We start from the raw sequence: 14,060 nt of genomic DNA, 5'->3' as shown, positions 1-14,060 counted from the left end.
GGCCAGCCTGACTGGCGCTCGATTTTTTGATAGGAAAGTGAGGGAACCTTATGCAACACGCAACCGAGTTACCGGAAGAACAGCCGAAGCTGTCGGCGGTCCCGCCGAAACGGCCGGATTCGACGAAGAAGAAAGAACGGCTGAAAAAGAACTTGATCGGCTGGGCGTTCGTCGCCCCGACCGTCCTGTTCGTCATCGCCTTCATCTATTACGGCATCTTCTATAACGCCTATCACTCGCTGTTCTCGTGGGACGGCATCTCATTCGAGAAGACGTACATCGGCTTCGAGAACTTCGGCCGCATGTTCAGTGACCCGGAATTTTATAACGCGCTCAAGAACACGGGCATCTTCACCGTCTTGACCGTGACGATTCAAGCCGGTCTCGGGCTCGTCTTGGCGTACCTGCTCCACACGAAAGGCGTCGGCCGCACGTTCTTCAAGTCGGTGTTCTTCTTCCCGGTCGTGTTGAGCCCGGTCGTATTGGGCGCCGCGTTCTCACAAATCTTCGACTTCCAGTTCGGCTATATCAACGAATTCCTCCGGATGATTGGTCTCGGTGCATTCGAACAGAACTGGCTCGGCGACCAGGATGTCGCCTTGTACGCCATCATCTTGATCAACATCTTCCAATGGACGGGTTCGTCGATGATTATGTACTACATGGCGATGCTCGCCATCGAGCGTGAAGTGTTCGAAGCAGCCAATATCGATGGCGCCGGCTTCTGGCGCACGCTCTGGAGCGTTGTGTTCCCAAACTTGAAAGGGACGACGTTCACGCTGACGATCCTCGGGGTCATCGGCGGACTTAAGACGTTCGATATCGTCTGGATCTCGACGCAAGGCGGACCAGGTAACTCGACCGAGGTCATCTCGACGTACCTGTTCCGAAAATCGATGTTGCACCAAGAGGTCGGCTACGCCAGTGCCGTCGCCATCATCTTGCTCATCATCGCGCTCAGCATCACGTACTTCCAGACACGCGTACAGAAGAAAATGGACTGAGGAGGGATACCCATGGAAATCCAAACGAAAAAAGGAAGATGGCTCACCAATCTCGGCTTGTCGCTCATGGCGGTCATTTGGTTGTTCCCAATCTTCGTCATGTTCAAAGAGAGTTTACGGGTCAACGGCTTCAGTAACTATATCGCGACGTTACAGAACCCGAACTTCCCTCAGTTCGTCTTCAACAGTTTCATCGTCGCGTTCTTTATGATCATCATCTCGATCTCGTTCCTCGCCTTCGCGGCGTTCGGCTTCTCGAAGCTCGAGTTCGCGGGGAAACGATTGTTGTTCAACCTCGTCTTGGCCGGGCTCATGTTGCCGGTCGCATCGCTCATCGTCCCGCTCTTCTTCACGTTGCGCAACCTTGACGGCTTGAATAGCTACTGGGGGTTGATCGGCGCCGAGGTGGCGTTCTTCCTCCCGTTCGGTCTGATGCTCATCAAGAGCTACTTCGACGAGTTGCCGAACGAACTCATGGAAGCAGCCCATATCGACGGGGCGACGACGTTCCAAATCTTCTATAAGATCATGATGCCGCTCGCCAAGCCGGCACTTGCGACGGCGACGATTTATGCGTTCCTCAACTCGTGGAACGAGTATTTGATGGTCCTCACGTTCATGACGGACCCGGCCTATCAGACGGTGACGATGGCCCCGACGTTCTTCACGGAAGCGCTCGGTGGTGACCCAGGTAAACTATACGCCTCGCTCGTGTTGATCAGCTTGCCGACGATGGTGTTCTATATCTTCTTCCAACGCTTCTTACAGAAAGGTATGACTTCGGGAGCGGTCAAATAATCGATTGAGGTGAATCAAATGTATGTAGGTGTAGATTATTACCCAGAACAGACGGACCGCGCCCTATGGGATGAGGACGTCCGCTTGATGAAAGAGCTCGGTGTCAACGTGATCCGCATGGCGGAGTTCGCGTGGACGATGATGGAGCCGGCCGACGGCGAGTTCGATTTCTCGTTTTGGGACGAGGTCGTCGATACGTTCGGCAAGGACTTCGACGTCATCCTCGGCACGCCGTCGGCGACGCCACCGGCCTGGTTGATCGAGAAATATCCGGACATCTTGCCGGTGACGGCGGACGGGGTCCGCATCAGTTTCGGTGCCCGCCGCCACTATACGGTCAACAGCCCAGTGTACCGAGAGTATTGCGAGCGCATCACGCGCAAGATGGCGGAGCGTTACGGGAAGCATCCAGCCGTCATCGGTTGGCAGACCGACAACGAGTACGGCCACGAGAAATCGGACCGCTCGTACGGAGACGTCGACCAAGTCGCGTTCCAAGCCTGGCTACAAGACCGCTATGAGACGCTCGACGCGTTGAACGCGGCCTGGGGGACCGTCTTCTGGAGCCATACATACTCGGCATGGAGTCAGATTCCGGTCCCTCGTACCGTGTTCCAAGAGCACAACCCGTCGCTCCTCGTCGATTTCGACCGCTTCTGCTCGGACGCGTACCGTTCGTTCAACAAGCTCCAAGTCGACACGCTCCGTCCGCTCATCCATGACGACGCGTTCATCACACATAACCTCGTCTATAGCGACATGGCGATCAACCAGCAACAGATGGCCCAAGACCTCGATTACGTCTCGTTCGACAACTACCCGGTCTGGGGCGGGTTGCCGGAGCCGAACCGTTTCGAGAAGACGGCACATGACCATGACTTATGCCGCTCATCGAAACAAGGCAAAGGCTTCTGGGTGATGGAGCAACTCAGTGGTGCGCAAGGCTGGAGCCGGATCGGCTACTTGCCGCGACCGGGCCACATCCGTCTGTGGACGCATCAAGCCGTCGCGCGCGGCGCCGAAGCCATCGTTTATTTCCGCTTCCGGGCCGCCCATTTCGGGACCGAGGAGTTCTGCCACGGCATCATCGATCACGACGGCAAGCCGAAACGGAAGTTCGATGAAGTGCAAGGCGTCATGAAAGAGCTCTCGACGCATGGCGACATGATCAATGCGGCTGAATACAAGGCCGACGTCGCCGTCTATTACGACCAAGAGAACCTTTGGGCGTGGACGCACCAGCCGCACTCGGACGCGTTCAACTTCAAGCAGGAGTTCGTCCGCTTTTACGGAGCGGCCGTCCGCCAAGGTGTCAACACGGACATCGTCTTCCCGGGGGATGCGCTCGACAAGTACAAACTCGTCGTCGTGCCGCTCTATTTCCTCGGAAATGACACGTTCGATGCCTCGCTCATCGACTATATCGAGAACGGTGGCCACGTCATCTTCACGTACCGGACGGGCGTCAAAGACCCGATCAACCGCTGTCACTTTGATACGCTCCCGGGCAAGTTCGCGAAATACGCCGGCATCGAGATTGACGAGTATGAGAGCTTGCAGGCGGTCCAGTCGAATCAGGTCAAACTCGGTGAGAATGTGTCCGAGGCGAACATCTGGTGCGATTTGATCACGCCGAAAGGTGCCGACGTGCTCGCGACGTATGAGCAGGCGTTCTATAAAGGGACGGCCGCCGTCACACGCCACACGTACAAAGGCGACGTGACGTATATCGGCTCATCGGTCGACGATGCGATGCTCGATGTGATTTACAACGAGGCGCTCACACGCGCCGGCATCGACGCGAACCGTCTCCCGGACGATGTCGAGAAAGTCGACCGCCACGGCGATGGATACGTCATTCGCTTCTATATGAACCACTCGACGGACGTGACGTCGACGGTCGACGTGTCAGGCGACTGGCAGACGCTCGACGGGGATGTAGTCTCAGGAGAGCTCACGTTGAACCCGCTCGATGTCGTCATCTTGAAGCAGGAGGTGGGGGCATGATCTACCGCTTCGACAATCGCTTTGTGATTGAAGGGAAAAACCTCGCCTACGTGTTCGATATCGACGCCCGCGGCCGCCTCGTCCATCAATACCTCGGTGGCCGGCTCCTTGAGTCGGATTATGCCGAGCTGCCGGACGCACGCATTTTGCATTCGTCATTCGAGACACCAGAAGGCGTCGCCGCGTACGAATTCGCCTCGTTCGGTGACCTCGTCTATACGGAACCGACGTTGAAGAGTCATACGGGGCGTGAACGGCTGCATGCCTTCACGTTCGAAGACGCGCGCATCGATGGCGACACGCTCGAGATCGACTTGGTCGACTCGATTCAACAGTTGACCGTGACGCTCCACTTCACGGTGTATGCGGCGTATGACATCATCGAACGCAAGATGACGATTCAGACAGGCGAGACGGTTACGCTCGAGAGCGCGCAGTCGTTCAGCCTCGGCTTGACGGAACGCAAGCTTCGCCTCAGTCATTTCTCAGGGGCGTGGACGAGCGAGTTCCAGCTCCAACAAGGCGACTTGCTACCAGGTAAGAAGACGATTGAGAGCCGCCGCGGTTTGACGAGCCACCAAAGCAATCCGTGGTTCGCCCTCGATCAGTCGGCGACGGAGACGAACGGCGAGGTCATCTACGGCTTCCTCGGTCACTCCGGCAACTGGGCGCTCCACTTCGAGCGCGACCAGTTCGGCTTCACGCAAGTGACTGGCGGACTCAACTCGTTCGACTTCGCGAAGACGCTCCAGCCGGGCGAGTCGTTCACGACACCGCCGGGCTATATCGGTTACACGCAACAGGGCTTTGGCGGTATGAGCCGGAACGCACACGATTTCGAGCGCGACGTCATCATGCCGAAACGGACGCGCGAGACGCTCCGACCTGTCTTGTATAACTCATGGGAGGCGACGTATTTCGACGTCAGCGAGGACGGCCAGAAACGGCTCGTCGATGAGGCAGCCGCGATCGGCTGCGAGCTGTTCGTCGTGGACGACGGCTGGTTCGGCGAACGGAACTCGGACGCGGCCGGTCTCGGGGATTGGCACGTCAACACGACGAAGTTCCCGAACGGGCTCGAGCCGCTCATCCGTTACGTGGAGGACAATGGCCTCCAGTTCGGCCTCTGGGTCGAACCGGAGATGGTTAACCCGGATTCGGATTTGTACCGGGCGCATCCCGATTGGATTTACCAGACGGGCGGACGCCCATCGACGACGTCGCGCAACCAGTTCGTGTTGAACTTGGCGCTCCCGGAAGTCGAGGCGCACGTGACCGGTCTGTTGGACAATCTGCTGTCGAAGCATGCGATCCGCTATATCAAGTGGGACATGAACCGCGCCTTCTCAGAGCCGGACAGCCCGCAGTTACGCGACGCGAAAGAGCTGTGGCTCCGCCACACGGAAGCCGTCTATCGCATCCTCGACACGCTCCGCGCCAAACACCCGGACGTCGCTTTCGAGTCATGCGCTGGCGGTGGGGGACGGATCGACCTCGGCGTGCTCACGCGCGTCGAACAAGTCTGGACGAGCGACAATACAGACGCGCTCGACCGGCTTGCGATTCAGGAAGGCTTCTCGTACGCCTATAACGCCAAGATGATGAGCTGCTGGGTGACGGACGCGCCGAACTGGTTGAACGGTCGCTCGCTCCCGCTTAGGTTTAGGTTCGTCAGCGCCATGCAGGGCACGCTCGGCATCGGCGGCAACCTGCTCGAATGGAGCAAGGACGAGCTTGTTGAGGCGGCACAATGGATCGAGACGTACAAGTTGATCCGCCCGCTCGTCCAGCACGGCACGAGTTATCGCCTTGCCTCGCTCAAGACGGACGGCGTCCATGCGATGGGTTACACGGACGGGGAGGATTATGTCGTCCTCGTCAACGCCGACCGTCGTCATTACGGTAAGAACCGATTGCGCGTCAAACTCGCCGGGCTCGATCCGGAGCGCGTTTACGTCTATGACGATCGACGCGTGAGCGGACGCTATTTGATGGAACAAGGCCTCACACTCACACAACAACAGGACTATGACGCATATTGCCTGGTCATCCGCCCGGCATGAGCAAAGAAAGGGATGGAGTCGTATGCTTTCAATTGATTCAGCACACCTGAACGAACAGTTCGAGACCGTGTTCTCGGCAAGCCCCGAGCGAAGCTTCTTCGCACCGGGCCGCATCAACTTGATCGGCGAACACACCGATTACAACGGAGGCCACGTCTTCCCATGTGCCATCACGTTCGGCACGTACGGGCTCGTCCGGAAGCGTGAGGATGAACTGATCCGCGTCTACTCGCTCAACTTCGAGGACGTCGGTGTCGTTATGTTCCCGTTGACGGACGGAACGTATGACGCGAACCACGACTGGGCGAACTACGTCAAAGGCGTCGTCGCGCTCCTGCGCGCGGACGGGCACGCGGTCGGAGGATTCGATTTCCTTCTCGCCGGCAATATCCCGAACGGCGCCGGCTTGTCGTCATCGGCCTCGCTCGAACTCGTGACGGCGCTCATGATCAATGAGGTATACGGACTCGGTCTCGAACGGATTGACCTCGTCCATCTCGGACAGCGCGTCGAGAACGACTTCATCGGCGTCAACAGTGGCATCATGGACCAGTTCGCCATCGGGATGGGGAAAGCGGACCACGCCATCCTGCTCGACTGTGATACGCTCCATCACGATTACGCGCCGATCAAGCTCGACGGCTATGACATCTTGATCATGAACACGAACAAACGCCGTGAACTCGCCGACTCGAAATATAACGAACGCCGCACCGAGTGCGATACGGCGCTCAACCTCCTGCAACAGCATTTCGACGTCGCCTCGCTCGGTCAACTGTCGGTCGAGACGTTCGAGACGGTGGCGGACGAGCTCCCGGAGACGCTCCGGAAGCGGGCACGTCATGCCATCTCGGAGAACGAGCGGACGAAGCTTGCCTTCACCGCGCTAGAGGATGGACGGCTCGACGCGTTCGGTCAACTGATGAATGACTCGCATGCGTCACTGAAGCATGACTACGAAGTGACGGGCCGCGAGCTCGACACGCTCGTCGCCGCGACGCAAAGTTGTGACGGCGTCATCGGCAGCCGGATGACAGGCGCCGGCTTCGGAGGCTGCGCTATCGCCATCGTCGACAAGACGGTTACTGAAGCGGTCATGCAGACCGTATCGACCGTGTATGAAGCAGAGATCGGCTATGCGCCGACATTTTATATCGCGTCCGTCGGGGACGGTGCGCGTGAACTCGTAGAGGAGGAAGTGAAATGAGTGTACTCGTCGTCGGAGGGGCCGGTTATATCGGCTCCCATGCAGTCCGCGCCTTGCTTGCGCGCGGGGAAGACGTCATCGTGATCGACAACCTTCAAACCGGCCATATCGAGTCGGTACCGAAACAAGTCCGTTTCTATGACGGGGATATCCGCGACCGTGCCTTCATGGACCAGACGTTCGCGAACGAGTCGATCACCGAGGTGCTCCATTTCGCCGCCAACTCACTCGTCGGCGAGTCGATGGATGAGCCTTTGAAGTATTACGATAACAACGTCTTCGGGACACAAGTGTTGCTCGAGACGATGCGCAAACACGGCGTGACGCGGATCGTCTTCTCCTCTACGGCCGCGACATATGGCGACCAGGACGAGATGCCAATCCGCGAGACGGCCGCGACGAACCCGACGAACACGTACGGGGCGACGAAGCTCGCGATGGAGACGATGATGAAATGGTGCGACCGCGCCTTCGGTATCCGTTTCGTCGCGCTCCGTTACTTCAACGTCGCCGGTGCCGACCCGACCGGTGAAATCGGTGAGGACCATACGCCGGAGACGCACCTGATCCCGCTCGTGCTTGAAGTGGCGAACGGGAAGCGTGACGCCATCACCGTGTTCGGCGACGATTACCAGACGCCGGACGGGACGTGTATCCGCGATTACATTCACGTGCAAGACCTCGTCGACGCCCACGTGCGCGCGCTCGATTATTTGAAACAAGGCGGTGCGAGCGACGTGTTCAATCTCGGAACGGAGACGGGTCTATCGGTGCTCGAAATCATCGAGGCGGCCCGTCGCGTGACGGGACATGCCATCCCGGTGCAGATGGGTGTCCGTCGTGCCGGAGACCCGGCGATGCTGATCGCGTCACCGGACAAGGCGAAACAAGTACTCGGCTGGGTACCGGAGCGGTCGACGGTCGATGTCATTTTGGCCGACGCCTGGAACTGGCACAAGCATCATCCAGAAGGCTATAAACATGTCGAAGGGGTGAGACGATGATTGAATCTACGATTGAAGCGCTCGTCGAGGCAGCGATTCGGGAGGAACTAATCACGGAACAGGACCGTATTTATTCACGGAACCGTGTCCTCGCCCGAATCAATCAGCTCGATTTCACGAAACCGACGTTCGTCCCGCACGACTCGATCCCGAATCTGCTCGAGACATTGACAGAACATGCGGTCGAACGCGGGCTCGTCGACGACTTGCTCGAAGAGAAGGACCGGTTCATGGCCGAGGTCATGGACGTGTTCGTCTCGAAACCGTCCGAGGTGACGCGCACGTTCAACGCGCTTCGAGCTGCCGATGTTGAAGCGGCGACTGATTTCTTCTATAAGATGAGTCAGGCGTCGAACTATATCCAGACGAAACGGATTGCCAACAACATCACGTACAAGGCACCGACGTGCTACGGCACGCTCGACATCACCATCAACCTGTCGAAGCCGGAGAAGGACCCGCGCGAGATTGCGCGGGCCCGCCTACAACCGACGCCGGAGACGAACTATCCGAAAGGGCTGCTCGCGATTGAAAACGAGGGCTACGGCGGCCACTTGAAACACCCGGCCCGGGCCAACCATCGCATCATCCCGCTCACACTCGGTGGACAGGCGTGGTCGTTCCAATACTCTCCGTATTTGTACTACAACGAGCACTCGATTTTGTTGTCGAACGAAGTGCGGGACATGGTCATCGATCGGGGGGCGTTCGAGCGTCTGCTCGACTTCGTGTCTCAGTTCCCGCACTACTTCGCCGGCTCGAACGCGGACTTGCCGATCGTCGGTGGATCGATTTTGACGCACGACCATTACCAGGCCGGCCGCTACCGGTTTGCGATGGACGATGCCAAGGTCGTCTCGACGTATCGCTCGGACCGTTACGACCAAGTCGAGATCGAGACGCTCTATTGGCCGCTCTCGGTCGTCCGGCTCCGCTCACGTCAGAAAGAGCAGCTCGTCATGTTGGCGAATCAGTTGCTCGGGCACTGGCGCGAGTATGCCGAAGGTGACATCGTCCCGTATTCGGGTGAGATCCGTCACAACACGGTGACACCGATCGCGCGCCGCCGCGACGGACGTTATGAGCTCGACCTCGTCCTTCGCAACAACCGGACGAGTGACGAGCATCCGGACGGCATCTTCCATCCGCACGCCGACGTCCACCACATCAAGCGCGAGAATATCGGCTTGATCGAAGTGATGGGGCTCGCCGTATTGCCGGCACGACTGAAGACCGAACTCGAACAAGTCGTCCGCTATGTGACCGGCGAAGATGTCGCCGTCGCGGACATGCATCGTGCGTGGGCGGACGAGTTGAAGGCGAAAGAAGGCGACGCGAAGACAATCGTCGACCAGGCCGTCGTCGACAAGTTCGTCAAAGGGCTCGAGGACGCGGGCGTGTTCAAACAGACGGTGGAAGGACAGGCCCGATTCACCGCATTCATGAACGCGTTTTTGAGTCACGTCGATAAAGTGGAGTACCGGGCGACGACTACGGGAATGAACAGGTAAACGAATCGAAGTAGGTGAGCCAGTTGAGAGAAGCAACGATTGAAAACAAGAACGGCATGCGCTTGTCTGCCATTTCATACGGATGTGCCATGACCGAGTTGACGGCACCGGACCGTGACGGGAACATGGACTCTGTCATTCTGAAATATGGCAGTCCTGAGCAATACCTCGAGAACCCGGTCTATCTCGGTTCTGTCGTCGGACGAATTGCCGGTCGGATTCGCAATGCGGAGATTGATGGCGTGGCCTTGACCCCAAGCGAGGCCCCGCATCATATCCACGGCGGAGACGACGGCATCACGTCCCGACATTGGGACATGGACGTCGAAGGACAGGCGATTACGTTTACTTATCTAAGTCCGGATGGTGAAGAAGGTTATCCCGGCAACGTCACGTTTAAAGTGCTGTATGAGCTGACGGACGACAATGAGCTCGTCGTCACGATGACGGCTGCGACGGACAAACGGACATGGGTCAACTTGAACCATCATAACTATTTCAATCTCGGCGGTCGGCCGACGATTCATGATCACGTGCTGACGTTGCCTGCAGAGCATGTCGCCAAACTCGACGATGAGTCGTTGCCGACAGGCGAATTACTTGAAGTAGAAGCGACACCGTTCGATTTCCGGGACGGGAAGGCAGTCGGTGAGACGATTTCGTCGGAGGACGAAGCGATTGTTAAGGCTGGAGGACTTGATCACCCGTTCATCTTGAAGGACGGGGTGACCCGGCTACACGACCCGGTGAGCGGACGTGTCATGGACGTCGAGACGAATCAGCCGGTCATGGTCGTCTATACGGCGAACTTCCTCAGTGAAGAGACGCCGGTCACGCTCGAGGGACGGCAGAAGCATAGTGCGATTTGTTTAGAAGCCCAAGCGTTCCCGGACGCACCAAACCATCCAGACATCGCCACATCGATTGAATTGAACCCCGAGGAGTTGTATCACTCAAGGACGGTTTATCGGTTTGGGGTGGAGTCAAAGTAAAGTATTAAACTATAGTGATTAAACGGCTTGAACTCTGATTTCCGAAGAGTCCAAGCCGTTTGATTTAAAAATCAATATTTATATAAGATGGTTGCACGTGTAGTAATTTAGCAAATGTTAAGTGTCAGAAAAATTGCATTGTCGAGTTATAATTAGAAATAATTACTATGATTGGGAGGGATGAAGGTGGGTGAACGGTTAAGACTTGATGTAGAGTTTCATGGTGAGCATGTTGCAACTGCCTATTACAGATGGGGTGGTCTCCCTAGCATGGCTATCCAACTAGCAGGCGTTATTTTAGAGTCGCTTCGAAAGAACGAAGAGAAGGAATTGATTCCTATGGTTTACTATGCGCTTTCTTTTACAGGTGCGGCTGTAGAGCCGACAAATCAAGATTACCTGAATGCATTAGGTTATGAGTTTGAAGACGTTGAACCAATGATGGAATCCGGTGGGGTAATTTGGTTTTCAAAAGAAACTAAAAACTTATCAAGCACAGACTACGAGTTGAAAATTCGCCTTGAAAATTCAACTGCCGATTTAGAAAATGTACTTTATCATTGGAAGGTTGATGAAGATTCGGAGGCGTGGAGATATATGGATCCGCAACGAAATGAAATGCCTTCGACTTCATGGGAAATGAATCTCGCCAATTTGAATGAAAAAGATCTTGTAGAGCTTCATAAAGTATCTCAAAAAGCTGTTTCAACTAATTCTCTCTTCACAATAAAGGGGAGAAAAGAACTTTTTGATAGTCCGCTCTAGAACATTACATGGATAAATGAATAAAAAAGTTGTATGCATTTTCAAAGATGAATTGCATACAACTTTTTAGTCGATTTACTCCGGGAATTCTTGAATCATCAATTGCTTATTTACTTCAGAAACAAACTCGAAAAACAGTCCTTGCTTAACTATCTCCTGTCCTAGCCCATTACTCTCTTTAATGATGATGGTTTGGACAACATCACCGAATCCAATCGTTACCCAGTATTTTTTATCCTCAAAAACTTTTTCCCAAGTAGAATTCACAAATTTGCCTGTGTCGTTTCGTACTTCGACCGTAACTAGGTCCCATTCATTAGTATTAAACTTTAGCAGAGATTGAATGATGTGTGCTGGGATGTTTCGCTCGAGTTGTCGCATACTGAAATGCTTACCATGTAGTTTCAAAACTCTGGGACTTTGAAACTTATGTTCTACACGCTCAAATAAGGGAACAGGGCCATAAAGTACATGAAAACGAGTTGTCTTAAAGCGGATTCCCAATGTCATCACCTCAATTTATATATTTTGTCTGAAGCAAGCAGAATGACTTTAAAGTTGTCTAAGATATTTTTTACGCAACGATAGAAGTGTAGCTAGTTTTAGAATTGGAGTTCAATTCGCTCGCCATCAATATTTTGAATGTGAATGTTTCCTGACTGATCTCGATTACAAGCGGGGCAATGGACGTCCCAAGTCTCAATTGAAAGTGGATTATAGTTTTCCGAACTATATTTTAACAAGCGCACATTTTCTGGTTCATCGGCTGTATGGTAGTCTGTTACGCCTTCTTTTTTACACAAGTGACTGACCCAAGTTTCTGTGCAGTCACAGACGTACGTCCATTTATATGCGCGTTTTTCAGACGGGTAAGCGATGCCTCGTTGAGTTGAACCACAAGCGGGACAATAGTTCGTATTTCCATTGTACTGATGAAGAATACGCTTTACATAAGTTCTAAGACTGTTAGTTTGATCGGGCGTTAGATGATAATGGGAATGCGTATAGGCTGTTTCGCCCTCAAGCAGTTGTACATTCCAGTTTTGCATGAAGGAGCTATGGACTAATGTTGTACTAGTCATTTGAAAAGGTGTTCCAGTTAAGTCATTAATGTAACGCTTCCTAGAATGTATTAGGTGATTACGTAATAGATAACTATAATGTTGATTTTGATAAGGTAGATGGCTTACATCCAAAGCATGATGGTTATATGATCCTTTCCGTGTGTTTTTAAAAGAGACAACAATATCGGGTTGTCGAACACTCTTGTCATCTAGAACAATTTTAGGCGATAACACAACGATGAGCCGGTCCTGTGTTTTTGCGTGACTGAAATGCATAACCATGCCATTTAAGTGTTGATATTGATTTTGATGTTTAAGCAGACGTTCGATAATTGAAGCACGGGGCACAAACTGTAGTTTCATACATTCTACGTAAAGTTTCAAAAGTGCCCATATATCAAAAAGTCTTGGAGATTCAAACATTTGATGAGTTAGCGTTTTTGCGTTTAAGGATAATTGAGGAAATAGGTTCATAATTTGTTGATACGACTTCATCAATTTTTTCTCTTGCTCACTAGGATCCAACGAAAGTTGAAATTTTTCTAAATCACTGCCGTAGTCGTTGAGTAAAGAGGTTGCATAAGGGATAGAGTGAAGGTTATTCAACATATGCTGCAGCATATTCATATTAGTTGTTAAACGGCTAATACTCTCTTTGAGCATAGCCTGTTTTTTATTGATAGCGGCTGTCATACCGTGGTCAGCGCCAGGGCGTGGAAGGGTGGCGGTGTTTTGCCGAGTCTGAAGTTCATCCCGTAATTGCTTGTGATGTAATGATAAGATTTGATATTCGTGATTCAATACGTGCTGTATGTTTCGTGACAAGACATTAACAGTTGAATAAGGATTAAAGGCATTTCTCTCCAGGAAAACAAAATCCGTTAAGACAATGTGCACGTCATTCATAAACTGATCAAAGAACAATTTTAATTTGGGGGAATCAAAACGTTCAGCTGAGACATCTTGCCCAGTGAAATAGCTGGGATTCACCTCGAACATTGTCATCATATCTCTAATTTCAGTTCGCAATAATTCATATTGTTCGATGGGAATTGTTAAAGGTAGAGCAATCATTTTCTCCTTTGCGATCAGTTGTCCGTGACTGTCGTATGCTTCGATTGTAAACTTTCCACAACTATAAAATAGTGCTTCTTCATGTGGGGTAGGAGTTAGATACCATAGCTCTTCATGCTTTAAAGAACGTGTCAAACGTAATTTGAAATGGCCGGATAGTACTACTATAGATGCACCCTTTACGTGGACGCCCAAGTGAATTTGGTGAGCGTCTCTTTTTTCGTGTTCTTGAAAGACGTAAGTTCCTTTATGTTTGCGTAACTCGTTAAGGATATGAGTCGTAACTTGGTTCGCACTAGGGACAAATGCGCTTCGACGTTTTGGATAAGTTAGGATAACTTCGAATAGCTTCAAGTATGTCACTCCTATGATTTATTAATTTGGTCCTAGAAAGAATGAATTATTATTAATTAATACTATTTTCAATTGTCAACTTGAATTTATTGTATTTTGCAATACAAATGTGCACAATAATGCAACGAAAAGTACAGAACTTTGCCAGCTGGGTTTTAGTGTTTCGACAACGCATGCGTGACACGATAACTGTCACCTGTAAAGTTTAGTATGTGAG

11 protein-coding genes are annotated in these 14,060 nt (G+C 53.0%); 9 read left to right on the top strand and 2 right to left on the bottom strand.

The features are described from left to right. Positions 1–50: 50 nt before the first annotated feature. From KNP85_RS05670 to KNP85_RS05630, 9 genes are all read left to right on the top strand, one after another. On the top strand, positions 51–1,004 hold the full coding sequence (locus tag KNP85_RS05670; protein ID WP_131472965.1) for a carbohydrate ABC transporter permease: 954 nt from the start codon (positions 51–53) through the stop codon (positions 1,002–1,004). 12 nt (positions 1,005–1,016) lie between these two features. After that, positions 1,017–1,802, top strand: a complete 786-nt coding sequence (locus tag KNP85_RS05665; RefSeq protein ID WP_131472964.1) for a carbohydrate ABC transporter permease — start codon at positions 1,017–1,019, stop codon at positions 1,800–1,802. Positions 1,803–1,820: 18 nt separating this feature from the next. Then, complete coding sequence (locus KNP85_RS05660; protein ID WP_214801991.1) at positions 1,821–3,809, top strand: beta-galactosidase; 1,989 nt, start codon at positions 1,821–1,823, stop codon at positions 3,807–3,809. Continuing rightward, positions 3,806–5,872, top strand: a complete 2,067-nt coding sequence (locus KNP85_RS05655; RefSeq protein ID WP_214801988.1) for an alpha-galactosidase — start codon at positions 3,806–3,808, stop codon at positions 5,870–5,872. The genes KNP85_RS05660 and KNP85_RS05655 overlap by 4 nt, the downstream gene beginning before the upstream one ends. A 31-nt stretch (positions 5,873–5,903) precedes the next feature. Continuing rightward, a complete protein-coding gene (locus KNP85_RS05650) occupies positions 5,904–7,079 on the top strand; it encodes a galactokinase (protein WP_214802420.1) in 1,176 nt (391 codons plus the stop codon). Next, positions 7,076–8,083, top strand: a complete 1,008-nt coding sequence (gene galE / locus KNP85_RS05645) for a UDP-glucose 4-epimerase GalE (protein ID WP_214801973.1) — start codon at positions 7,076–7,078, stop codon at positions 8,081–8,083. Before KNP85_RS05650 ends, galE begins: the two co-directional genes overlap by 4 nt. Continuing rightward, complete coding sequence (locus KNP85_RS05640) at positions 8,080–9,594, top strand: UDP-glucose--hexose-1-phosphate uridylyltransferase (protein WP_214801970.1); 1,515 nt, start codon at positions 8,080–8,082, stop codon at positions 9,592–9,594. The genes galE and KNP85_RS05640 overlap by 4 nt, the downstream gene beginning before the upstream one ends. Before the next feature lie 23 nt (positions 9,595–9,617). Then, the gene (locus KNP85_RS05635; protein ID WP_214801967.1) at positions 9,618–10,586 is read left to right on the top strand and encodes an aldose epimerase family protein; all 969 of its coding nucleotides are present in this window, start codon (positions 9,618–9,620) and stop codon (positions 10,584–10,586) included. Between the two features lie 186 nt (positions 10,587–10,772). Further along, a complete protein-coding gene (locus tag KNP85_RS05630) occupies positions 10,773–11,351 on the top strand; it encodes a hypothetical protein (protein ID WP_214801964.1) in 579 nt (192 codons plus the stop codon). Between the two features lie 75 nt (positions 11,352–11,426). Here KNP85_RS05630 and KNP85_RS05625 read toward each other — a convergent pair whose 3' ends face one another. After that, positions 11,427–11,855 carry a hypothetical protein gene (locus KNP85_RS05625; protein WP_214801961.1) on the bottom strand — a complete coding sequence of 143 codons (429 nt, stop codon included), beginning with the start codon at positions 11,853–11,855 and terminating at the stop codon, positions 11,427–11,429. A 98-nt stretch (positions 11,856–11,953) separates the two neighbouring features. Beyond that, positions 11,954–13,843: a hypothetical protein gene (locus KNP85_RS05620; RefSeq protein WP_214801958.1), complete on the bottom strand. Its 1,890-nt coding sequence runs from the start codon at positions 13,841–13,843 to the stop codon at positions 11,954–11,956. Positions 13,844–14,060 lie beyond the last annotated feature (217 nt).

Source organism: Exiguobacterium sp. s194 (genome assembly GCF_018618275.1).
GTDB lineage: Bacteria > Bacillota > Bacilli > Exiguobacteriales > Exiguobacteriaceae > Exiguobacterium > Exiguobacterium chiriqhucha.
This window is presented reverse-complemented; position numbering and strand designations above follow the sequence as displayed.